20 protein-coding genes are annotated in these 21,678 nt (G+C 58.7%); all 20 read left to right on the top strand.

Annotation, left to right across the window (positions count from 1 at the left end; translation table 11 throughout):
• Positions 1-3: 3 nt before the first annotated feature.
• The 20 genes from mnmE (at position 4) to ACS4NR_RS21705 (ending at position 21,549) form a co-directional block, all read left to right on the top strand.
• Positions 4-1,374, top strand: a complete 1,371-nt coding sequence (gene mnmE / locus ACS4NR_RS21800) for a tRNA uridine-5-carboxymethylaminomethyl(34) synthesis GTPase MnmE (protein WP_166495139.1) — start codon at positions 4-6, stop codon at positions 1,372-1,374.
• Between the two features lie 553 nt (positions 1,375-1,927).
• A complete protein-coding gene (mnmG, locus tag ACS4NR_RS21795) occupies positions 1,928-3,826 on the top strand; it encodes a tRNA uridine-5-carboxymethylaminomethyl(34) synthesis enzyme MnmG (RefSeq protein WP_456018318.1) in 1,899 nt (632 codons plus the stop codon).
• Positions 3,823-4,467 (top strand): 16S rRNA (guanine(527)-N(7))-methyltransferase RsmG, encoded by a 645-nt coding sequence (gene rsmG, locus ACS4NR_RS21790; RefSeq protein WP_003229789.1) that lies wholly within the window; start codon positions 3,823-3,825, stop codon positions 4,465-4,467. Before mnmG ends, rsmG begins: the two co-directional genes overlap by 4 nt.
• 18 nt (positions 4,468-4,485) lie before the next feature.
• Positions 4,486-5,283, top strand: coding sequence for a ParA family protein (locus ACS4NR_RS21785; protein ID WP_003229787.1), 798 nt, complete (start codon positions 4,486-4,488; stop codon positions 5,281-5,283).
• Positions 5,284-5,292: 9 nt separating this feature from the next.
• Positions 5,293-6,165, top strand: a complete 873-nt coding sequence (locus ACS4NR_RS21780) for a ParB/RepB/Spo0J family partition protein (protein ID WP_007960777.1) — start codon at positions 5,293-5,295, stop codon at positions 6,163-6,165.
• A gap of 148 nt (positions 6,166-6,313) precedes the next feature.
• A complete protein-coding gene (locus ACS4NR_RS21775) occupies positions 6,314-6,721 on the top strand; it encodes a F0F1 ATP synthase subunit I (RefSeq protein WP_003229783.1) in 408 nt (135 codons plus the stop codon).
• A 16-nt stretch (positions 6,722-6,737) separates the two neighbouring features.
• The gene (atpB, locus tag ACS4NR_RS21770) at positions 6,738-7,607 is read left to right on the top strand and encodes a F0F1 ATP synthase subunit A (RefSeq protein ID WP_007960779.1); all 870 of its coding nucleotides are present in this window, start codon (positions 6,738-6,740) and stop codon (positions 7,605-7,607) included.
• 133 nt (positions 7,608-7,740) lie between these two features.
• Positions 7,741-7,998: a F0F1 ATP synthase subunit C gene (atpE, locus tag ACS4NR_RS21765; RefSeq protein ID WP_003097235.1), complete on the top strand. Its 258-nt coding sequence runs from the start codon at positions 7,741-7,743 to the stop codon at positions 7,996-7,998.
• A 59-nt stretch (positions 7,999-8,057) separates the two neighbouring features.
• Positions 8,058-8,528: a F0F1 ATP synthase subunit B gene (locus ACS4NR_RS21760; protein ID WP_011336718.1), complete on the top strand. Its 471-nt coding sequence runs from the start codon at positions 8,058-8,060 to the stop codon at positions 8,526-8,528.
• 12 nt (positions 8,529-8,540) lie between these two features.
• Positions 8,541-9,077, top strand: coding sequence for a F0F1 ATP synthase subunit delta (locus ACS4NR_RS21755; protein ID WP_007911956.1), 537 nt, complete (start codon positions 8,541-8,543; stop codon positions 9,075-9,077).
• Between the two features lie 21 nt (positions 9,078-9,098).
• Positions 9,099-10,643 carry a F0F1 ATP synthase subunit alpha gene (gene atpA / locus ACS4NR_RS21750; RefSeq protein ID WP_047596971.1) on the top strand — a complete coding sequence of 515 codons (1,545 nt, stop codon included), beginning with the start codon at positions 9,099-9,101 and terminating at the stop codon, positions 10,641-10,643.
• Between the two features lie 50 nt (positions 10,644-10,693).
• Complete coding sequence (atpG, locus tag ACS4NR_RS21745) at positions 10,694-11,554, top strand: F0F1 ATP synthase subunit gamma (RefSeq protein WP_010565870.1); 861 nt, start codon at positions 10,694-10,696, stop codon at positions 11,552-11,554.
• 27 nt (positions 11,555-11,581) lie between these two features.
• Positions 11,582-12,961 (top strand): F0F1 ATP synthase subunit beta, encoded by a 1,380-nt coding sequence (gene atpD, locus ACS4NR_RS21740; protein WP_115986439.1) that lies wholly within the window; start codon positions 11,582-11,584, stop codon positions 12,959-12,961.
• Positions 12,962-13,006: 45 nt separating this feature from the next.
• Positions 13,007-13,432 (top strand): F0F1 ATP synthase subunit epsilon, encoded by a 426-nt coding sequence (locus ACS4NR_RS21735; RefSeq protein ID WP_007954164.1) that lies wholly within the window; start codon positions 13,007-13,009, stop codon positions 13,430-13,432.
• Positions 13,433-13,548: 116 nt separating this feature from the next.
• Entirely contained in the window at positions 13,549-14,916 is a 1,368-nt protein-coding gene (gene glmU / locus ACS4NR_RS21730; RefSeq protein ID WP_456018317.1) for a bifunctional UDP-N-acetylglucosamine diphosphorylase/glucosamine-1-phosphate N-acetyltransferase GlmU, read from the top strand.
• 228 nt (positions 14,917-15,144) lie between these two features.
• A complete protein-coding gene (locus ACS4NR_RS21725; RefSeq protein WP_095137804.1) occupies positions 15,145-15,921 on the top strand; it encodes a DeoR/GlpR family DNA-binding transcription regulator in 777 nt (258 codons plus the stop codon).
• A gap of 2 nt (positions 15,922-15,923) precedes the next feature.
• Complete coding sequence (gene glmS / locus ACS4NR_RS21720) at positions 15,924-17,756, top strand: glutamine--fructose-6-phosphate transaminase (isomerizing) (protein WP_456018316.1); 1,833 nt, start codon at positions 15,924-15,926, stop codon at positions 17,754-17,756.
• A gap of 43 nt (positions 17,757-17,799) precedes the next feature.
• Complete coding sequence (locus ACS4NR_RS21715) at positions 17,800-18,726, top strand: LysR family transcriptional regulator (protein ID WP_456018315.1); 927 nt, start codon at positions 17,800-17,802, stop codon at positions 18,724-18,726.
• 105 nt (positions 18,727-18,831) lie between these two features.
• Positions 18,832-19,458, top strand: coding sequence for a glutathione S-transferase family protein (locus ACS4NR_RS21710; protein ID WP_456018314.1), 627 nt, complete (start codon positions 18,832-18,834; stop codon positions 19,456-19,458).
• A 60-nt stretch (positions 19,459-19,518) separates the two neighbouring features.
• Positions 19,519-21,549, top strand: coding sequence for a pyridoxamine 5'-phosphate oxidase family protein (locus ACS4NR_RS21705; RefSeq protein ID WP_456018313.1), 2,031 nt, complete (start codon positions 19,519-19,521; stop codon positions 21,547-21,549).
• The last annotated feature ends 129 nt before the right edge of the window (positions 21,550-21,678 follow it).

Here is a 21,678-nt window from a genome sequence, read left to right as displayed (position 1 = left end):
TTTATGAGCGCACCTCGTGAAACCATCGCCGCCGTCGCCACCGCTCAAGGTCGTGGTGGTGTCGGCATCGTCCGTATTTCCGGGCCGTTGGCCAGTGTTGCGGCCAAAGCCATCAGCGGCCGCGAACTGAAACCGCGTTACGCGCATTACGGTGCGTTTTTCAGTGATGATCAGCAGGTGCTGGACGAAGGCCTGGCCCTTTATTTCCCGGGACCAAACTCATTCACCGGCGAAGACGTGCTGGAACTGCAGGGACACGGTGGCCCGATCGTTCTCGACATGCTGCTCAAGCGTTGCCTGGAACTGGGTTGCCGTCTGGCCCGCCCGGGTGAATTCAGCGAGCGCGCGTTCCTCAACGACAAACTCGACCTGGCTCAGGCCGAGGCGATCGCCGACCTGATCGAAGCCAGTTCGGCACAGGCTGCGCGCAATGCACTGCGCTCCTTGCAGGGGGCGTTTTCCCAGCGTGTGCATAACCTCACCGAACAACTGATTGGCCTGCGCATCTACGTCGAAGCCGCCATCGATTTCCCGGAAGAGGAAATCGACTTCCTGGCCGATGGCCACGTACTGAGCATGCTCGACAAGGTACGTGAAGAGTTATCCACCGTACTGCGTGAGGCCGGGCAGGGTGCCTTGTTACGTGATGGCATGACGGTGGTGATCGCCGGTCGTCCGAATGCCGGCAAGTCCAGCCTGTTGAATGCCCTGGCCGGCCGCGAAGCGGCGATCGTGACTGAAATTGCCGGCACGACCCGGGATATCTTGCGCGAACATATCCACATCGACGGCATGCCATTGCACGTGGTGGACACTGCAGGTCTGCGCGACACCGATGATCAGGTGGAAAAGATCGGCGTCGAGCGTGCGTTGAAAGCGATCACTGAAGCGGATCGGGTGCTGCTGGTAGTCGATGCCACCGCGCCGGAAGCTGCAGACCCGTTCGCCCTATGGCCGGAATTCCTCGAAACCCGGCCAGATCCGGCTAAAGTTACCTTGATCCGCAACAAGGCTGACCTGACAGCTGAAGCGATTGCTTTGGAAGTCAGCGACGATGGCCACGTAACCATCAGCCTCAGCGCCAAAGCCGCCGGCGAAGGTCTGGAATTGCTGCGCGAACATCTCAAGGCCTGCATGGGCTATGAGCAAACCTCGGAAAGCAGCTTCAGTGCCCGTCGGCGGCATCTGGAGGCTCTGCGCCACGCCAGTGCAGCGCTGGAACATGGTCGCGCACAGCTGACGTTGGCCGGTGCCGGCGAGCTGCTGGCCGAAGATTTGCGTCAGGCACAGCACTCTCTCGGGGAAATCACCGGGGCATTCAGTTCCGATGACCTGCTTGGCCGGATCTTCTCCAGCTTCTGCATCGGTAAATAACCCTTCTGCTCTCCACAGACAGGCCCGTTCGCGGCCTGTCTGCACTCTTCATTTCTCGATTCCTTTCTCCAATGCCGGGCAGATTCTCTCTTCCTGAACGGATTTCCGCTGCCCGCCAATCACTCATCAACCTGATTTCTGTGGATTAAGCCCTGTGAATAACTGCCTCTGAGGTCAGTTGATAACAGGGCCTGAAAACTGGATATAACTGCCTCTGTGGATAACCACCCCATTCATCCACAGGCTTAAAGCGGTTATCCAAGGGCCTCATTGTCACCTGATAACAGGGTTTTGAAACTCTGTACACATTGAATAATGAGGCCTGTAGCAATCTATCCACAGAAAGGTCGCTCAGTAAGAATAAGCATTAAAACAAAGGTTTTATAAATTTCTCTCTTTTTTATTCTTTTAACCTCGAGTTCTCCACAGCTGGTTAATTTTTGTGCAAAGGGTTCTTTAGGAAGGGCGAAGTCCCTATACTTGTCGACCAGGTTCAGAAACCTGATCTCAAACTATTCCTGAATGACCTACTTAAGCAGGCACGAGGTGCGTGGTGGATTTCCCTTCCCGTTTTGAAGTGATCGTCATCGGCGGCGGTCATGCCGGTACCGAGGCAGCACTGGCCTCAGCACGTATGGGGGCGAAAACCCTGTTGCTGACGCATAACGTGGAAACCCTCGGTGCCATGAGCTGCAACCCGGCCATCGGTGGTATTGGCAAAAGCCATCTGGTCAAGGAAATCGACGCCCTCGGCGGCGCGATGGCCATGGCTACCGATCTGGGCGGCATCCAGTTTCGCGTATTGAACAGCCGCAAAGGTCCGGCCGTACGGGCGACCCGTGCGCAAGCCGACCGCATTCTGTACAAGGCCGCTGTCCGCGAAATTCTGGAAAACCAGCCGAACCTGTGGATATTTCAACAGGCCGCTGATGATCTGATCGTCGAGCAGGAACAGGTGCGCGGTGTTGTCACGCAGATGGGTCTGCGGTTTTTCGCCGATTCCGTGGTGTTGACCACTGGTACCTTCCTCGGTGGACTTATCCACATCGGTTTGCAGAATTTCTCCGGCGGTCGCGCCGGTGATCCGCCGTCGATTGCCCTGGCACATCGTCTGCGTGAACTGCCGCTGCGTGTTGGTCGCCTGAAAACCGGTACGCCGCCGCGCATTGACGGCAAGTCTGTGGATTTCTCGGTGATGACCGAGCAACCGGGCGATACGCCGATTCCGGTGATGTCGTTCATGGGCAACAAGGAACAGCATCCACGCCAAGTCAGTTGCTGGATTACCCACACCAACGCCCGCACCCACGAAATCATCGCGGCGAACCTCGATCGTTCGCCGATGTATTCCGCTGCCGGCGAAATCGAGGGCATCGGTCCGCGCTACTGCCCGTCGATCGAAGACAAGATCCATCGCTTTGCCGACAAGGAAAGCCATCAGGTGTTCATCGAGCCGGAAGGCCTGACCACCCATGAGCTGTACCCTAACGGGATATCCACAAGCTTGCCGTTTGACGTGCAATTGCAGATCGTGCAATCGATCCGCGGCATGGAAAACGCGCACATCGTGCGTCCGGGTTATGCGATCGAGTACGACTACTTCGACCCGCGTGACCTGAAATACAGCCTTGAAACCAAAGTTATCGGCGGGCTGTTCTTCGCTGGTCAGATCAACGGCACCACCGGTTACGAAGAAGCCGGTGCGCAAGGTTTGCTCGCCGGGACCAACGCTGCGCTGCGCGCGAAGGGCAAAGAAGCCTGGTGCCCGCGTCGCGACGAGGCGTACATCGGCGTGCTGGTCGACGACCTGATCACTCTCGGTACCCAAGAGCCGTACCGCATGTTCACTTCCCGTGCCGAGTACCGCCTGATCCTGCGTGAAGACAACGCCGACCTGCGTCTGACCGAAAAAGGTCGCGAACTGGGTCTGGTCGATGACGCGCGTTGGGCGGCCTTCTGCAAGAAACGCGAAAGCATCGAACTCGAAGAGCAGCGCCTGAAGAGCACCTGGGTTCGCCCGGGCACGCAGCAGGGCGATGCGATTGCCGAAAAATTCGGCACGCCGCTGACTCACGAATACAACTTGCTCAACCTCTTGAGCCGTCCGGAAATCGACTACGCTGGTCTGGTCGAAGTAACCGGGCAGGGCGCCGAAGACCCACAGGTCGCCGAACAGGTTGAGATCAAGACCAAATACGCCGGTTACATCGACCGTCAACAGGACGAAATCGCCCGTCTGCGCGCCAGTGAAGACACGAAACTGCCTGTGGATATCGATTACACCAACATTTCCGGTCTCTCCAAGGAGATCCAGAGCAAGCTCGGTGCGACGCGTCCGGAGACGCTCGGTCAGGCTTCGCGGATCCCGGGCGTGACCCCGGCAGCGATTTCGCTGTTGATGATTCATTTGAAAAAACGCGGCGCGGGCCGTCAGTTGGAGCAAAGCGCTTGAGTTCTAAGGTCACTTCGCAACACGCCGAAGAGTTATCCACAGGAGCCCGCGAGCTCGGTGTCAATCTCAGCGCAGCTCAGCACGAATTGTTGCTGGGCTACCTGGCCCTGTTGATCAAATGGAACCAGGCCTACAACTTGACTGCAGTTCGCGATCCCGACGAAATGGTTTCGCGGCATCTGCTCGATAGCCTGAGCGTGATGTCGTTCATCGAAAACGGCCGCTGGCTCGACGTCGGCAGCGGCGGCGGCATGCCGGGGATCCCGTTGGCGATCCTGTATCCGGATTCGCAAGTGACCTGTCTGGACAGCAACGGCAAGAAAACCCGCTTCCTGACTCAGGTCAAACTCGAACTCAAACTGGATAACCTGCAAGTTATCCACAGTCGCGTTGAAGCGTTCCAGCCTGCCCAGCCATTCAACGGGATCATTTCCCGGGCATTCAGCAGCATGGAGAACTTCACCAACTGGACTCGCCACCTCGGCGATGCCGACACGCGCTGGCTGGCAATGAAGGGCGTTCATCCGGCCGATGAGCTGGTAGCATTGCCGGCAGACTTCAAACTCGATAGCGAACACGCCCTGGCCGTACCCGGTTGCCAAGGCCAACGCCATCTGCTGATACTGCGCCGCACGGCATGATTGGGAACACAAGCAAGAATGGCTAAGGTATTCGCGATAGCGAACCAGAAGGGTGGTGTGGGCAAGACCACCACCTGCATCAACCTCGCAGCATCCCTGGTCGCGACCAAGCGCCGGGTGCTGTTGATCGATCTCGATCCACAGGGCAACGCCACCATGGGTAGCGGTGTGGATAAACATGGCCTGGAAAACTCGGTCTACGACCTGCTGATCGGCGAATGCGATCTGGCCCAGGCCATGCACTACTCCGAGCACGGCGGTTATCAACTGCTGCCGGCCAACCGCGACCTGACCGCGGCCGAAGTGGTTCTGCTGGAAATGCAGATGAAGGAAAGCCGTCTGCGCAGTGCGCTGGCGCCAATCCGTGAGAACTACGATTACATTCTGATCGACTGCCCGCCGTCGCTGTCGATGCTCACCCTGAACGCATTGGTTGCCGCCGATGGGGTCATTATCCCCATGCAATGCGAGTACTTTGCGCTCGAAGGTTTGAGCGACCTTGTGGATAACATCAAGCGTATCGCCGAACTGCTCAATCCGAACCTGAAAGTCGAAGGCCTGCTGCGCACCATGTACGACCCGCGTCTGAGCCTGATGAACGATGTTTCGGCGCAGCTCAAGGAACACTTTGGCGAACAGCTGTACGACACGGTGATCCCGCGCAACATCCGTCTGGCCGAAGCGCCGAGTTACGGGATGCCGGCATTGGCCTACGACAAGCAATCGCGCGGCGCGCTGGCCTACCTGGCCCTGGCGGGCGAGATGGTTCGCCGTCAGCGCAAAAATTCACGCATCGCCGCTGCCCAGCCAACTTAAGGAATCCCCATGGCCGTCAAGAAACGAGGTCTCGGACGTGGACTGGATGCACTGCTGAGTGGTCCGACCGTCAGCGCGCTGGAAGAACAGGCGGCGCAGGCCGATACCCGTGAGCTGCAACACCTGCCGCTGGACCTGCTGCAGCGTGGCAAATACCAGCCACGCCGCGACATGGATCCGCAGGCGCTGGAAGAGCTGGCGCAGTCGATCAAGGCGCAAGGCGTGATGCAGCCGATCGTGGTTCGCCCGATTGGCGGTGGCCGCTTCGAAATCATCGCCGGTGAACGCCGCTGGCGCGCCAGCCAGCAGGCCGGCCAGGAAACCATCCCGGCGATGGTCCGGGATGTGCCGGATGAGACCGCGATAGCCATTGCGCTGATCGAGAACATCCAGCGTGAAGACCTGAACCCGATTGAAGAAGCCGTCGCCTTGCAGCGTCTGCAGCAGGAATTCCAGCTCACTCAGCAACAGGTTGCCGAGGCTGTGGGTAAGTCCCGCGTGACTGTGGCTAACCTGTTGCGACTTATTGCACTGCCGGAAGTCATCAAAACCATGCTGTCCCACGGCGACCTGGAAATGGGTCATGCCCGTGCTTTGCTCGGTCTGCCGGACAATCAACAGGTGGAAGGGGCGCGACATGTTGTCGCACGCGGCCTGACTGTGCGCCAAACCGAGGCACTGGTTCGCCAGTGGTTGAGTGGCAAACCGGAGCCTGTGGAAGCGGCCAAACCCGACCCGGATATCGCCCGGCTCGAACAGCGTCTGGCCGAGCGCCTAGGCTCTGCGGTGCAGATTCGCCACGGGAAGAAGGGAAAAGGCCAACTGGTGATTGGTTACAACTCACTCGATGAGCTTCAAGGTGTGCTCGCACACATCCGCTGAAACATTTCCTCATGTAGCGCGCAGTCGGAAATCACTACCTGACAGTTGAATAGGGGCAGAACCGCCCCTATACTCTGCGCGCATTTTGTCGGCACAAATTATGCCAAGTTATTGAATTCTGGCAGCCGACCATTGGAGAGCGAACGTGATGGAAACCCGCAAGCCAAACCGCCTGCCGTTCCATCGCCTGGCGGTTTTTCCGGTGTTGATGGCTCAATTTGTCATTTTGCTCATTGCCGCTTTGGCGCTCTGGCAATGGCATGGAGTCGTTGCCGGATACTCGGGACTTTGCGGAGGCCTGATAGCCTTGCTGCCCAATGTTTATTTCGCTCACAAGGCATTTCGGTTTTCCGGCGCCCGAGCAGCCCAGTCCATCGTCCGGTCATTTTATGCCGGCGAGGCAGGCAAACTGATTTTGACGGCAGTGCTGTTTGCACTGGTGTTTGCAGGTGTGAAGCCATTGGCGCCGATCGCAGTATTCGGCGCTTTCGTGCTGACTCAGTCGGTCAGCTGGTTCGCTCCCCTGCTGATGAGAACAAGACTTTCGAGACCTTAGGGCGTTTGAGGCAACCATGGCAGAAACAACCGCTTCGGGCTATATCCAGCACCACTTGCAGAACCTGACCTTCGGTCAGCTACCTAACGGCGGCTGGGGCTTTGCCCATACCGCAGCAGAAGCCAAGGAAATGGGCTTCTGGGCTTTCCACGTCGATACCCTCGGCTGGTCGGTCGCGCTGGGTCTGATCTTCGTTTTCCTTTTCCGCATGGCGGCAAAGAAAGCGACTTCGGGTCAGCCAGGTGCTTTGCAGAACTTCGTTGAAGTATTGGTCGAATTCGTCGATGGCAGCGTGAAAGACAGCTTCCATGGCCGTAGCCCGGTGATTGCACCGCTGGCACTGACCATCTTCGTCTGGGTGTTCCTGATGAACGCCGTCGACCTGGTACCGGTCGACTGGATTCCTCAGCTGGCCATCCTGATCACCGGCGACCACCACATCCCGTTCCGTGCCGTGTCGACTACCGACCCGAACGCGACTCTGGGCATGGCGTTCTCGGTTTTCGCACTGATCATTTTCTATAGCATCAAGGTCAAGGGCATCGGCGGCTTCATCGGCGAACTGACCCTGCACCCGTTCGGCAGCAAGAACATCTTCGTTCAGGCCCTGCTGATCCCGGTGAACTTCCTGCTGGAATTCGTGACCCTGATCGCCAAGCCGATCTCTCTGGCTCTGCGTCTGTTCGGCAACATGTATGCCGGCGAGCTGGTGTTCATTCTGATCGCTGTGATGTTCGGCAGCGGCCTGCTCTGGCTGAGCGGCCTGGGCGTTGTTCTGCAGTGGGCGTGGGCTGTGTTCCACATCCTGATCATCACACTGCAGGCGTTCATCTTCATGATGCTGACCATCGTCTACCTGTCGATGGCGCACGAAGAAAACCATTAAGACCAGTCTCGACTAGTCTGATGTCCTTCCCGGTCAAACGGGAAGGGGCTCTTCACAGGGCACCTGAAACGATTTGTTTTACCGCTTTAATCTAAAAAACCTAAACCATACGACGTAAAAGTCGGGAGGAAAGATGGAAACTGTAGTTGGTCTAACCGCTATCGCTGTTGCACTGTTGATCGGCCTGGGCGCACTGGGTACCGCAATTGGTTTCGGCCTGCTGGGCGGCAAGTTCCTGGAAGGCGCAGCGCGTCAGCCAGAAATGGTTCCAATGCTGCAAGTTAAAATGTTCATCGTTGCCGGTCTGCTCGACGCCGTAACCATGATCGGTGTTGGTATCGCTCTGTTCTTCACCTTTGCGAACCCGTTCGTTGGTCAGATCGCTGGCTAATTACCCGGATTCTTCCGAGTAATTTGGTGTGATGGACAACGTAACTGCGAGGTGTTGGCGTGAACATTAATGCGACCCTGATTGGCCAGTCCGTTGCGTTCCTGATTTTTGTACTGTTCTGCATGAAGTTCGTATGGCCTCCGGTCATCGCGGCACTGCACGAACGTCAAAAGAAGATCGCTGATGGTCTGGACGCTGCCAGCCGTGCAGCTCGCGACCTGGAGTTGGCCCAAGAGAAAGCGGGTCAGCAACTGCGCGAAGCGAAAGCTCAGGCAGCTGAAATCATCGAGCAAGCCAAGAAACGCGGTAACCAGATCGTTGAAGAGGCTGTTGAAAAAGCCCGTATCGACGCTGACCGTGTGAAGGTTCAGGCTCAAGCCGAGATCGAACAGGAACTGAACAGTGTCAAAGACAAGCTGCGTGCCCAAGTGGGCTTGCTGGCTGTCGGCGGCGCCGAGAAGATCCTGGGTGCCACAATCGATCAAAACGCGCACGCAGAGCTGGTTAACCAACTGGCTGCTGAAATCTAAGCGAGGGCGATCATGGCAGAACTGACCACGTTGGCCCGACCTTACGCTAAGGCGGCCTTCGAGCACGCTCAGGCCCACCAGCAACTGGCCAATTGGTCAGCCATGCTCGGCCTGGCTGCAGCGGTGTCACAAGATGACACCATGCAGCGCGTGCTCAAGGCCCCGCGACTGACGAGCGCAGAAAAGGCCGCCACGTTCATTGACGTGTGCGGCGACAAGTTTGATGCCAAGGCACAGAACTTCATCAATGTCGTTGCCGAAAACGACCGTCTCCCGCTTCTGCCGGAGATCGCCGCTCTGTTCGACCTGTACAAGGCCGAACAAGAGAAGTCGGTAGACGTTGAAGTGACCAGTGCTTTCGCATTGAACCAAGAACAGCAAGACAAACTCGCCAAGGTTCTCAGTGCACGACTCAACCGGGAAGTGCGCCTGCAAGTTGCGGAGGATGCTGCCCTTATAGGTGGTGTCGTTATCCGCGCCGGCGACCTGGTTATCGATGGCTCGATTCGCGGCAAAATCGCGAAACTTGCCGAAGCATTGAAATCTTGAGTTTGAAGGGGCAGCAGAGCAATGCAGCAACTCAATCCTTCCGAAATAAGTGAAATTATCAAGGGCCGCATCGACAAGCTCGATGTGACCTCCCAAGCCCGTAACGAAGGCACTGTCGTCAGCGTATCTGACGGCATCGTGCGGATTCACGGTCTGGCCGACGTCATGTACGGCGAGATGATCGAGTTTCCGGGCGGCGTCTACGGTATGGCCCTCAACCTGGAGCAAGACTCCGTAGGTGCCGTTGTACTGGGCGCATACACCAGTCTGGCTGAAGGCATGAGCGCCAAGTGCACCGGCCGCATCCTCGAAGTTCCGGTTGGTAAGGAACTGTTGGGTCGCGTAGTCGACGCACTGGGTAACCCTGTTGACGGCAAAGGTCCACTGGGCAACACCTTGACCGACGCGGTCGAGAAAGTTGCACCGGGCGTGATCTGGCGTAAGTCGGTAGACCAGCCTGTACAGACTGGCTACAAGGCTGTCGATGCCATGATCCCTGTCGGCCGTGGCCAGCGTGAGCTGATCATCGGTGACCGTCAGATCGGTAAAACCGCTCTGGCGATCGACGCGATCATCAACCAGAAAGACAGCGGCATTTTCTGCGTCTACGTAGCCATCGGTCAGAAGCAATCGACCATCGCCAACGTGGTTCGCAAGCTGGAAGAAAACGGCGCCCTGGCCAACACGATCATCGTGGCTGCCAGTGCTTCGGAATCTCCTGCGCTGCAATTCCTGGCACCGTACTCCGGTTGCACCATGGGTGAATTCTTCCGCGACCGCGGTGAAGACGCGCTGATCGTTTATGACGATCTGTCCAAGCAAGCAGTGGCTTACCGCCAGATTTCCCTGCTGCTGCGCCGTCCACCAGGCCGTGAAGCTTACCCAGGCGACGTGTTCTATCTCCACTCCCGTCTGCTGGAGCGCGCATCCCGCGTTTCGGAAGAATACGTAGAGAAGTTCACCAACGGCGCAGTGACCGGCAAAACCGGTTCCCTGACCGCACTGCCGATCATCGAAACCCAGGCTGGCGACGTTTCCGCGTTCGTTCCGACCAACGTGATTTCCATCACCGACGGTCAGATCTTCCTGGAATCGGCCATGTTCAACTCGGGCATCCGCCCTGCAGTGAACGCCGGTGTTTCGGTATCCCGTGTGGGTGGTGCCGCTCAGACCAAGATCATCAAGAAGCTGTCCGGTGGTATCCGTACCGCTCTGGCTCAGTACCGTGAACTGGCGGCATTCGCCCAGTTCGCTTCTGACCTGGACGAAGCGACCCGTAAGCAACTTGAGCATGGTCAGCGCGTTACCGAGCTGATGAAGCAGAAGCAATACGCACCAATGTCGATCGCTGACATGGCGCTGTCGCTGTATGCCGCTGAGCGTGGGTTCCTGACTGACATTGAAATCGCCAAGATCGGCAGCTTCGAACAAGCGCTGATTGCTTTCTTCAACCGCGATCACGCCGATTTGATGGCCAAGATCAACGTTAAAGGTGACTTCAATGACGAAATCGACGCTGGCATGAAAGCCGGTATCGAGAAGTTCAAGGCCACCCAAACCTGGTAAGCCGCAGCGGGAGCCGCAAGGCTCCCGCTTGCTAACCTGATAGGTGTTACATGGCAGGCGCAAAAGAGATTCGCAGTAAGATTGCGAGCATCAAAAGCACGCAAAAAATTACCAGCGCCATGGAAAAAGTGGCGGTGAGCAAAATGCGCAAGGCACAAATGCGCATGGCAGCCAGCCGTCCTTATGCGGAGCGTATCCGCCAGGTAATTGGGCATCTGGCCAACGCCAACCCGGAATACCGCCACCCGTTCATGATCGACCGTGAAGTAAAGCGCGTTGGTTATGTCGTGGTGAGCAGTGACCGTGGTCTGTGCGGCGGCTTGAACACCAACCTGTTCAAGGCCCTGGTCAAGGACATGGCGGTAAACCGCGAAAACGGCGTCGAGATTGATCTGTGTGTAGTCGGTAGCAAGGGTGCGGCCTTTTTCCGCAACTTCGGCGGTAACGTCGTTGCAGCTATCAGCCACCTGGGTGAAGAGCCGTCGATCAATGACTTGATCGGCAGCGTCAAGGTGATGCTGGATGCCTACCTGGAGGGCCGTATCGATCGCCTGTCCGTGGTATCCAACAAGTTCATCAACACCATGACACAACAGCCTACCGTGGAGCAGTTGATTCCACTGGTGGCAACCCCGGATCAAGAACTCAAGCACCACTGGGACTACCTCTACGAACCAGACGCCAAAGAGCTGCTTGACGGCTTGATGGTGCGCTACGTGGAGTCGCAGGTGTACCAGGCGGTGGTCGAGAACAACGCGGCTGAACAAGCTGCGCGGATGATCGCGATGAAGAACGCTACCGACAACGCCGGTGATTTGATCAGCGATTTGCAGCTGATCTACAACAAGGCGCGTCAGGCTGCGATCACCCAAGAGATCTCGGAAATCGTCGGCGGCGCTGCCGCGGTTTAACGGTTCAAATATTCAGAGGATCCAGCTATGAGTAGCGGACGTATCGTTCAAATCATCGGCGCCGTTATCGACGTGGAATTTCCACGCGACAGCGTACCGAGCATCTACAACGCGCTGAAAGTAGTGAGCGCGGCCGAAACCACTCTGGAAGTTCAGCAGCAGCTGGGCGACGGCGTGGTTCGCACCATTGCGATGGGTTCCACCGAGGGCTTGAAGCGCGGTCTGGAAGTTACCGATTCTGGCGCAGCCATCTCCGTACCGGTCGGTAAAGCGACCCTGGGCCGGATCATGGACGTTCTGGGTAACCCGATCGACGAAGCCGGTCCGATCGCCACCGAAGAGCGCTGGGGCATTCACCGCGCAGCACCTTCGTTCGCTGAACAGGCAGGCGGCAACGACCTGCTGGAAACCGGCATCAAGGTTATCGACCTGGTTTGCCCGTTCGCCAAAGGCGGTAAAGTCGGTCTGTTCGGTGGTGCCGGTGTAGGCAAAACCGTAAACATGATGGAACTGATCCGTAACATCGCCATCGAGCACAGCGGTTATTCCGTGTTCGCCGGTGTGGGTGAGCGTACTCGTGAGGGTAACGACTTCTACCACGAGATGAAGGACTCCAACGTTCTGGACAAAGTGGCACTGGTTTACGGTCAGATGAACGAGCCGCCGGGAAACCGTCTGCGCGTAGCCCTGACCGGCCTGACCATGGCCGAGAAGTTCCGTGACGAAGGTAACGACGTTCTGCTGTTCGTCGACAACATCTATCGTTACACCCTGGCCGGTACTGAAGTATCCGCACTGCTGGGCCGTATGCCTTCGGCAGTAGGTTACCAGCCGACTCTGGCCGAAGAGATGGGCGTTCTGCAAGAACGTATCACTTCGACCAAAGAAGGTTCGATCACCTCGATCCAAGCGGTATACGTACCTGCGGACGACTTGACCGACCCGTCGCCAGCGACCACCTTCGCCCACTTGGACGCCACCGTCGTTCTGTCCCGTGACATCGCCTCCCTGGGTATCTACCCAGCGGTAGATCCACTGGATTCGACCTCGCGCCAGCTGGATCCGAACGTAATCGGCCAGGACCACTACGACACCGCTCGCGGCGTTCAGTACGTTCTGCAACGTTACAAAGAGCTGAAAGACATCATCGCGATTCTGGGTATGGACGAGCTGTCGGAAGCCGACAAACAGTTGGTTAACCGTGCTCGTAAGATCCAGCGCTTCTTGTCGCAGCCGTTCTTCGTGGCTGAAGTCTTCACCGGTGCTTCGGGTAAATACGTTTCCCTGAAAGACACCATTGCTGGCTTCAAAGGCATCCTCAACGGTGACTACGACCACCTGCCAGAACAAGCGTTCTACATGGTTGGCGGCATCGAAGAAGCGATCGAGAAAGCCAAGAAACTGTAATCCCGGCGCCCGGCAACGGGCGCTAATTTAGGTTGAGGCAATCAGATGGCTATGACAGTCCATTGCGATATCGTCAGTGCGGAAGGGGAAATCTTTTCCGGCCTGGTCGAGATGGTGATTGCGCACGGTGCACTGGGTGATCTTGGTATCGCTCTGGGTCACGCGCCGCTGATCACTAATCTGAAGCCAGGTCCGATCCGCCTGATCAAGCAAGGCGGGGAAGCCGAGGTGTTCTACATCTCCGGTGGTTTCCTCGAGGTTCAGCCGAACATGGTCAAGGTTCTTGCCGACACTGTGCAACGTGCCGCCGACCTGGATGAAGCTCAGGCTCAAGCAGCTCTCAAGGCTGCCGAGGCTGCTCTGCACGAGAAGAGCGCAGATTTCGATTACGGAGCTGCGTCCGCACGTCTGGCCGAGGCTGCAGCTCAGCTGCGCACCGTCCAGCAGATCCGCAAGAAGTTTGGCGGTTAATCCGTCAGCCACTTGTTGTGCGATTGATAAAAAAGGGTAGCCTCGGCTACCCTTTTTCTTTTCCGATTTTTACAACCCGGTCGCAGTTGCTGACCACCCAGGATTGGTAGCCAGTCATGTCTCTCGAAATCGTTATCCTCGCGGCCGGTCAAGGCACCCGTATGCGCTCGGCATTGCCGAAGGTGTTGCACCCGGTCGCCGGCAATTCCATGCTTGGTCATGTTATCCACAGCGCGCGGCAACTTGATCCGCAGCGCATCCATGTGGTCATTGGCCATGGTGCCGATGTGGTGCGTGAGCGCCTGGCGGCTGATGATCTGAATTTCGTATTGCAGGACAAACAGCTTGGTACCGGTCATGCCACCGCTCAGGCTGTGCCGTTCATCAACGCCGACACCGTGCTGATTCTCTACGGCGATGTGCCATTGATCGAAGTCGAAACCCTGCAGCGCCTGCTCAAGCACGTCGTTCCGGGCCAGATGGGCCTGTTGACCGTCGAGCTGGAAGACCCGACCGGTTACGGTCGCATCGTACGCAACGCTGACGGTAAGGTCGCTGCCATTGTTGAGCATAAAGATGCCAGTGAAGCCCAGCGCGCAATCACCGAAGGCAACACCGGCATCCTCGCCGTCCCGGCCAATCGTCTCGCCGACTGGATGAGCCGCCTGTCGAACAACAACGCGCAAGGCGAGTACTACCTGACCGACGTAATCGAGATGGCGGTTAATGACGGCTTGGTGGTGGCTACCGAGCAACCGCACGACCCGATGGAAGTGCAGGGCGCCAATGATCGTAAGCAACTCTCCGAGCTGGAGCGGCATTACCAGTTGCGTGCTGGTCGCCGGCTGATGACGCAAGGCGTGACCCTGCGTGATCCGGCGCGTTTCGATGTGCGTGGCGAAGTCACCGTCGGTCGCGATGTGCTGATCGACGTCAACGTGATCCTCGAAGGCAATGTTGTCATCGAAGACGACGTGGTGATCGGTCCGAACTGCGTGATCAAGGACAGCACCTTGCGCAAAGGCGTGGTGATCAAGGCCAACAGCCACATCGAAGGCGCAATTCTTGGTGAAGGCAGTGATGCCGGTCCATTTGCCCGTCTGCGTCCGGGCACAGTGCTAGACGCGCGCGCGCATGTGGGTAACTTTGTCGAACTGAAAAACGCGCGCATGGGTGAGGGCGCCAAGGCCGGGCATCTGACCTATCTCGGCGACGCGGAAATCGGCGCCCGCACCAACATTGGCGCGGGCACCATTACCTGCAACTACGATGGCGCCAACAAGTGGAAAACCGTGTTGGGCGAAGATGTGTTCATCGGCTCCAATAACTCGTTGGTCGCCCCTGTGGATATCTCTTCCGGGGCAACCACCGCGGCTGGTTCGACCATCACCCAGAATGTGGATAACGCCCAGTTGGCCGTTGGTCGGGCGCGGCAAAAGAATATCGATGGCTGGAAGCGGCCGGAGAAGATCAAGAAGAGCTGAGTTATCCACAGCTGCACTTAATGCTTGAATCCAAATGTGGGAGCGGGCTTGCTCGCGAATGCGGTGTTTCAGTTTCACATTTAAGTGACTGACCCTCCGCATTCGCGAGCAAGTCCGCTCCCACATTCGTCTGTGTCGTTTCTAAAATTTTCGATCTGTCGCTTGACGATTTATGGCCGATAGGTTTTGATTGCTTCCGTTATCTTTCGAATCGAAACTTAGACCGTCATGTCGAAACGCAACACGCCCCAACGCCGACACAATATCCTCGCCTTGCTGAATGAGCAGGGCGAAGTCAGTGTGGATGAACTGGCCAAGCGCTTCGAAACTTCTGAGGTTACGATTCGCAAGGATTTGGCCGCACTGGAAAGCCATGGTCTGTTGCTGCGCCGTTACGGCGGGGCGATCACCATGCCGCAGGAACTGGTCGCGGAACCAGGCCAAAGCGTTTCAAAGTACAAACAGGCGATTGCCCGTGCTGCCGTCAAACGCATCCGCGAGCATGCCCGCATCATCATTGACAGCGGCAGCACCACCGCCGCCATGATCCCCGAGCTTGGCCAGCAGCCGGGTCTGGTCGTCATGACCAATTCCCTGCATGTCGCCAACGCCCTGAGCGAACTCGAACACGAGCCGGTGCTGCTGATGACCGGCGGCACCTGGGATCCGCATTCGGAGTCCTTCCAGGGCCAGGTGGCTGAGCAGGTACTACGCTCTTACGACTTTGACCAGTTGTTTATCGGCGCCGATGGTATCGATCTGGTGCGCGGCACCACCACGTTCAACGAGTTGCTCGGTCTGAGCCGGGTGATGGCCGACGTGGCGCGGGAAGTGATCGTGATGGTCGAGGCCGACAAGATCGGCCGCAAGATTCCCAACCTGGAGCTGCCGTGGAGCAGTGTCCATACCCTCATTACCGATGATCGCCTGCCACAAGAGGCCCGCGATCAGATTCAGGCCCGCGGTATCACCTTGATTTGCGCGGCTGTCAGTCAGGAGAAATAAGCATGTGTGGAATTGTCGGCGCAGTAGCTGAACGTAATATCACCGCTATCTTGCTCGAAGGCCTCAAGCGCCTTGAATACCGCGGCTATGACAGCGCCGGTGTGGCGGTCTACACCAACGAGCAGACGCTTGAGCGCATGCGTCGTCCGGGCAAGGTCAGCGAACTGGAAGCAGCATTGGCTGCACAGCCGCTGGTTGGCCGTCTCGGTATCGCCCACACCCGTTGGGCGACGCATGGTGCACCTTGCGAGCGTAACGCGCACCCGCATTTCTCCGGTGATATTGCCGTGGTGCACAACGGCATCATCGAGAACCACGAAGCCCTGCGTGAGCAACTGAAGGCGCTGGGTTACGTGTTTACCTCGGACACCGATACCGAAGTCATCGCGCACCTGCTGAGCCACAAACTCAAGGATCAACCTGACCTGACCGTAGCGTTGAAAGCCACCGTCAAGGAATTGCACGGTGCCTACGGTCTGGCGGTGATCAATGCACAACAACCGGATCGTCTGGTAGCCGCGCGCAGTGGCAGCCCGCTGGTGATCGGTCTGGGCCTGGGCGAGAACTTCCTCGCGTCCGACCAGTTGGCCCTGCGCCAGGTCACTGACCGCTTCATGTATCTGGAAGAGGGCGATATCGCCGAAATTCGCCGCGACAGCGTGCAGATCTGGGATGTAAATGGTCAAACCGTCGAGCGCCAGACCGTGCAGTACAGCGATGGTGCCGAAGCCGCCGACAAGGGTGAGTTCCGCCACTACATGCTCAAGGAAATCCATGAGCAACCCTCCGTTGTGCAACGCACCCTGGAGGGCCGTCTGAGTCCGAACCAGGTACTGGTGCAGGCCTTCGGTCCACAGGCTGCCGAACTGTTCGCCAAAGTGCGCAACGTGCAGATCGTTGCCTGCGGTACCAGTTACCACGCCGGTATGGTCGCGCGTTACTGGCTCGAAGAACTGGCCGGTATTCCGTGCCAGGTCGAAGTCGCCAGTGAGTTCCGCTACCGCAAAGTGGTAGTGCAGCCGGACACCCTGTTCGTCACCATTTCCCAGTCCGGCGAAACCGCCGACACCCTGGCCGCGCTGCGTAATGCCAAGGAACTGGGCTTCCTCGCCAGTCTGGCGATCTGCAACGTCGGCATCAGTTCGCTGGTGCGTGAGTCCGACCTGACGCTGTTGACCCAGGCTGGTCGCGAAATCGGTGTGGCTTCGACCAAGGCGTTCACCACGCAACTGGTCGGCCTGCTGCTGCTGACCCTGTCGCTGGGTCAGGTACTCGGCACGCTCGGCAAAGACGTTGAAGCCACGCTGGTGGAAGAATTGCGTCGTCTGCCGACCCGTCTGGGCGAAGCGCTGGCGATGGACAGCACCGTGGAAAAAATCGCCGAGCTGTTCGCCGAGAAGAACCACACCCTGTTCCTCGGCCGTGGCGCGCAATTCCCGGTCGCAATGGAGGGTGCCTTGAAGCTCAAGGAAATCTCCTACATCCACGCCGAAGCCTATCCGGCCGGTGAGTTGAAGCACGGCCCTCTGGCGCTTGTGGATAACGACATGCCAGTGGTCACCGTGGCGCCGAACAACGAACTGTTGGAGAAGCTCAAGTCCAACCTGCAGGAAGTCCGCGCCCGTGGCGGTGAACTGATCGTGTTCGCCGACGAGAAGGCCGGGATGTCCAACGGCGAAGGCACCCACGTGGTGCAGATGCCGCATATCCACGACATCCTCTCGCCGATCCTCTACACCATCCCGCTGCAGTTGCTGTCGTACTACGTCGCCGTACTCAAAGGCACCGACGTCGACCAGCCACGCAACCTGGCGAAGTCGGTGACGGTGGAATAAGTTATCCACAGCTGACATTGATCCGCAAAAATCGAGGCCGTCCATGGACCGTTTCCAGGAAATGCAGATCTTCGCCACCGTGGCTCAGGAGCAAGGCTTCTCGGCAGCGGCGCGACGTCTTGGCTTGTCCGCTGCCAGTGTCACCCGGGCGGTGGCGGCGCTGGAGCAGCGCATCGGTACGCAGTTGTTGATTCGTACCACGCGCACTGTGCATCTGAGCGAGGCCGGTCAGCGTTATCTGGAAGACTGTCGGAGAATTCTTGCCGAGGTGCAGGAAGCCGAGGATTCGGCGGCGGGCAGTCATGCCCAGCCTCGTGGGCAATTGACGGTAACGGCGCCAGTGTTGTTCGGTGACTTGTTTGTGACGCCGGTGATGGCGCGTTATCTCGCGCAGTATCCAGACGTCACGATCAACGCGGTACTGGTCGATCGGATCGTCAACATGGTCGAGGAGGGCATCGATGTTGCGGTGCGCATTGGTGATCTGCCGGACAGCAACCAGCATGCGATTCGCGTGGGTGAGGTGCGTCGGGTCATTTGCGGCTCTCCCGAATATTTTGCCGAGTATGGCCGCCCGGTTCATCCTCACGCGTTGTCGGGTGCGCCTGTGGTGGCGACTTCGGCCATTGGCCAGCAACGCAGTTGGCCGTTTCTCGACGCTGGCGAACCGCTCAGCGTGCGTCCTGAGCCGCGTCTGATCGTGACCGCCAATCAGGCAGCGATTACCGCAGCCTGCATGGGGCTGGGCTTGACCCGGGTGCTGTCTTATCAGGTCGCCAGCAAAATCGCGACCGGTGAGCTGGAAATCGTCCTCGCCGAATTTGAACTGCCGCCGCTGCCGATCCATGTGGTGTATCAGGGCGGGCGCAAAGCGCCAGCGCGGATTCGCAGTTTTGTCGATTTCACCGCCGAGGCTTTGCGCGAACACCCTGCTTTGAAAGGTGCCGCGTTATTGCGCTCAATGAAATAATCGATTGCAGTTACTGGTGATTCTGTTCTTTTCGCGATAAGGGGAAGATGGCCTCCATCGGCGCTCTCATTCCCGCAGCGGCGCCCCTGTTCAGCGGAGTCGACCATGCAAGCGATCAAACTCTACAACTTCCCGCGTTCCGGCCACGCCCATCGGGTGGAGCTGATGTTGTCCCTGCTGCAGCTGCCGACTGAACTGATTCTGGTCGATCTGGCAAAGGGTGAGCACAAGCAGGCGCCGTATCTGGCAATCAACAGTTTCGGCCAGGTACCGGCGATTGACGACGGCGGCGTGGTGCTGGCCGACTCCAACGCGATTCTGGTGTACCTGGCGCTCAAGTACGGCAATGGCCGCTGGCTGCCGACCGATCCGCTGGGTGCGGCACGGGTGCAGCGCTGGTTGTCCGCCGCTGCCGGGCCGATTGCTTTCGGACCTGCTGCTGCACGATTGGTGACGGTATTTGGCGCGCAGTTGAATGCTGAAGAAGCGATTACCCGTGCGCACAACCTGCTCAAGGTGATGGAGGTGGACCTGGGCAAGACCCCGTACCTGGCCGGCAGCGAGCCGACCATCGCCGACGTGTCCGCCTACAGCTACATCGCCCATGCGCCGGAAGGCAACGTGTCGCTGGACGACTACGCCAACGTGCGTGCCTGGCTGGCGCGTGTCGAAGCCTTGCCCGGTTTTGTCGGCATGCCGCGCACGGTCGCCGGTCTGCAAAAGACCGCCTGAGGGTCTGGCCCGATCTGATCGAGTTATCCACAATGCGCCGGCGGCGCGGGGAGATGCGTGATGGAACGTTCACCGTGGCACGCTGGCGAGCAACAACTGCAGGCCCATGTCGGCGTTGCCGAGCGCATGGAGGCCTTCGGTCGAAAAGTGATTCGCGACTGGATGCCGGATCAGCACCGGGCATTTTATGAGCAGTTACCGTTCATGTTGTACGGCGCGGTCGATGCCGAGGGGCGTCCATGGGCCAGCGTGATCGAAGGCGCGCCGGGGTTTGCTCGTTCGCCTGATCCCGAGCATCTGCATTTCGCCAGCCAACCCGCTGCCGATGATCCTGCGCAATTGCGCAATGGCGAGCCGATCGGGTTGCTCGGCATTGAATTGCATACTCGCCGCCGCAATCGCCTCAACGGTCATGTCGACAATCTGACCGTGCAGGGTTTCGAGGTGAGCGTGGATCAGGCTTTCGGCAACTGTCCGCAATACATTCAGCTACGCCAGTTTCAGCGCGTGCCGCTGACCGATCCGCAGACGCGACCAGCGCAGCACGGCGACGGTCTTGATGATGCGGCCAGAGTCATGATCGAGAGCGCCGATACCTTCTTTGTCGCCAGTTACGTCGATGCGGAGGGACAACGTGCGGTGGATGTTTCCCATCGTGGCGGGCAGGCCGGGTTTGTCCGGGTTGAAGGTAATCGCCTGACCATCCCGGATTTTGCCGGCAACCTGCACTTCAACACGCTCGGCAACCTGCTGCTTAATCCCAAGGCTGGCCTGCTGTTCATCGACTTTTCCACAGGTGATGTGCTGCAACTGAGCGGGCGAACCGAGATCATCCTCGACGGGCCGCAGATCGAAGCGTTCCAGGGCGCCGAGCGCCTGTGGACATTCGAGGTGGAGAAACTGGTGCGGCGTCCGGCGGCACTGGCCTTGCGCTGGCGCTTCGACGGCATGTCACCCACCAGCCTGCTGACCGGCACCTGGGCCCAGGCCGATGCACGCTTGCAGGCCAAAGCGCTGGGTGACCGCTGGCGGCCGCTGCGGGTGACCCGCATCGAAAGGGAGAGCCAGCACATTCGTTCGATCTATCTGCAACCGGACGATGGCGCAGGAATGCCGGTGTTTCAGGCTGGGCAACACCTGCCGCTGCGCTTCACTCTGGGCGGTGAAACGCATATCCGCACCTACAGCCTGTCGAGTGCGCCATCGGATGATTTCCTGCGCATCAGTGTGAAACGCGAAGGCCTGGTTTCAGGCCATTTGCACCAGCAGATCCGGGTCGGCGATGTCCTTGAGGCGCGGGCACCACAGGGGCACTTTACCGTGGCACCGCTGGAACACCGGCCGCTGGTGCTGCTGGCGGCGGGGGTTGGTATCACGCCGTTGCTGTCGATGCTGCGTGAGGTGGTGTACCAAGGCCTGCGCACGCGGCGGATTCGGCCGACGTGGTTGCTGCAGAGTTCACGCAGCCTGGCCGATCAGCCGTTTCGCGAAGAAATCGATCGCTTGCTGGAAAGTGCTGGCGACGCGGTACGGGTGATTCGCCTGCTCAGCCAGCCGGAAGCCGATGTGCACGAGGGCGAAGATTTCGACCGCCATGGGCGCATTGATGGGGCACTGCTGCGCGATCTGCTGGAGGTCGAGGATTACGACCAGATCGATTTTGCTGTCTGTGGCCCCGGCGCTTTTACCCAAAGTGTCTACGACAGCCTGCGCGAGCTGGACATTCGCGACGCGCGGATCCACGCCGAAACCTTCGGCCCCTCGACGCTCAAGCGCCAGCCGGACCCGGATGCGCTGGTCATTGAGCAACCACCGGCCGCCTCCACCTCAGTGCCGGTGATGTTCGAGCGTTCTGCCAAAGAGGCGCGCTGGCAGCCGGATGGCGGCAGTCTGCTGGAGCTCGCAGAAAGCCGGGGACTGCGCCCCGAGTTCAGTTGCCGGGGAGGTTCGTGCGGCACCTGCAAGACACGTCTGGTCAGTGGCTCGGTGAATTATCCACAGGCACCGGCAGACATGCCGGAAGCGGGGCACGTGCTGATTTGTTGCGCGGTGCCGGCGCAGAGTGAGCAATTGCTGGTGCTGGATCTCTGACGGCTCATCTGAAATCACTACCACCCCTCCTGTGGGAGCGGGCTTGCTCGCGAAGGCGTCAGATCAGTCGACATCATTGTTTACTGAAAGACCGCTTTCGCGAGCAAGCCCGCTCCCACAGGGGAGGCG

Source organism: Pseudomonas sp. JQ36 (assembly GCF_053851495.1).
Note: the sequence above shows the minus strand (reverse complement) of the source record. Positions and strands in the feature narration are given on the sequence as shown.

Excerpts from the sequence above, each read along its gene's own strand:
- atpA (WP_047596971.1), top strand. The coding sequence starts at position 9,099 with ATGCAGCAACTCAATCCTTCCGAAATAAGTGAAATTATCAAGGGCCGC.
- ACS4NR_RS21755 (WP_007911956.1), top strand. The coding sequence starts at position 8,541 with ATGGCAGAACTGACCACGTTGGCCCGACCTTACGCTAAGGCGGCCTTC.
- glmS (WP_456018316.1), top strand. The coding sequence starts at position 15,924 with ATGTGTGGAATTGTCGGCGCAGTAGCTGAACGTAATATCACCGCTATC.
- ACS4NR_RS21715 (WP_456018315.1), top strand. The coding sequence starts at position 17,800 with ATGGACCGTTTCCAGGAAATGCAGATCTTCGCCACCGTGGCTCAGGAG.
- atpG (WP_010565870.1), top strand. The coding sequence starts at position 10,694 with ATGGCAGGCGCAAAAGAGATTCGCAGTAAGATTGCGAGCATCAAAAGC.
- ACS4NR_RS21725 (WP_095137804.1), top strand. The coding sequence starts at position 15,145 with ATGTCGAAACGCAACACGCCCCAACGCCGACACAATATCCTCGCCTTG.
- ACS4NR_RS21775 (WP_003229783.1), top strand. The coding sequence starts at position 6,314 with ATGGAAACCCGCAAGCCAAACCGCCTGCCGTTCCATCGCCTGGCGGTT.
- mnmE (WP_166495139.1), top strand. The coding sequence starts at position 4 with ATGAGCGCACCTCGTGAAACCATCGCCGCCGTCGCCACCGCTCAAGGT.
- glmU (WP_456018317.1), top strand. The coding sequence starts at position 13,549 with ATGTCTCTCGAAATCGTTATCCTCGCGGCCGGTCAAGGCACCCGTATG.
- ACS4NR_RS21710 (WP_456018314.1), top strand. The coding sequence starts at position 18,832 with ATGCAAGCGATCAAACTCTACAACTTCCCGCGTTCCGGCCACGCCCAT.
- ACS4NR_RS21735 (WP_007954164.1), top strand. The coding sequence starts at position 13,007 with ATGGCTATGACAGTCCATTGCGATATCGTCAGTGCGGAAGGGGAAATC.
- ACS4NR_RS21705 (WP_456018313.1), top strand. The coding sequence starts at position 19,519 with ATGGAACGTTCACCGTGGCACGCTGGCGAGCAACAACTGCAGGCCCAT.
- atpE (WP_003097235.1), top strand. The coding sequence starts at position 7,741 with ATGGAAACTGTAGTTGGTCTAACCGCTATCGCTGTTGCACTGTTGATC.
- atpB (WP_007960779.1), top strand. The coding sequence starts at position 6,738 with ATGGCAGAAACAACCGCTTCGGGCTATATCCAGCACCACTTGCAGAAC.
- atpD (WP_115986439.1), top strand. The coding sequence starts at position 11,582 with ATGAGTAGCGGACGTATCGTTCAAATCATCGGCGCCGTTATCGACGTG.
- ACS4NR_RS21785 (WP_003229787.1), top strand. The coding sequence starts at position 4,486 with ATGGCTAAGGTATTCGCGATAGCGAACCAGAAGGGTGGTGTGGGCAAG.
- ACS4NR_RS21780 (WP_007960777.1), top strand. The coding sequence starts at position 5,293 with ATGGCCGTCAAGAAACGAGGTCTCGGACGTGGACTGGATGCACTGCTG.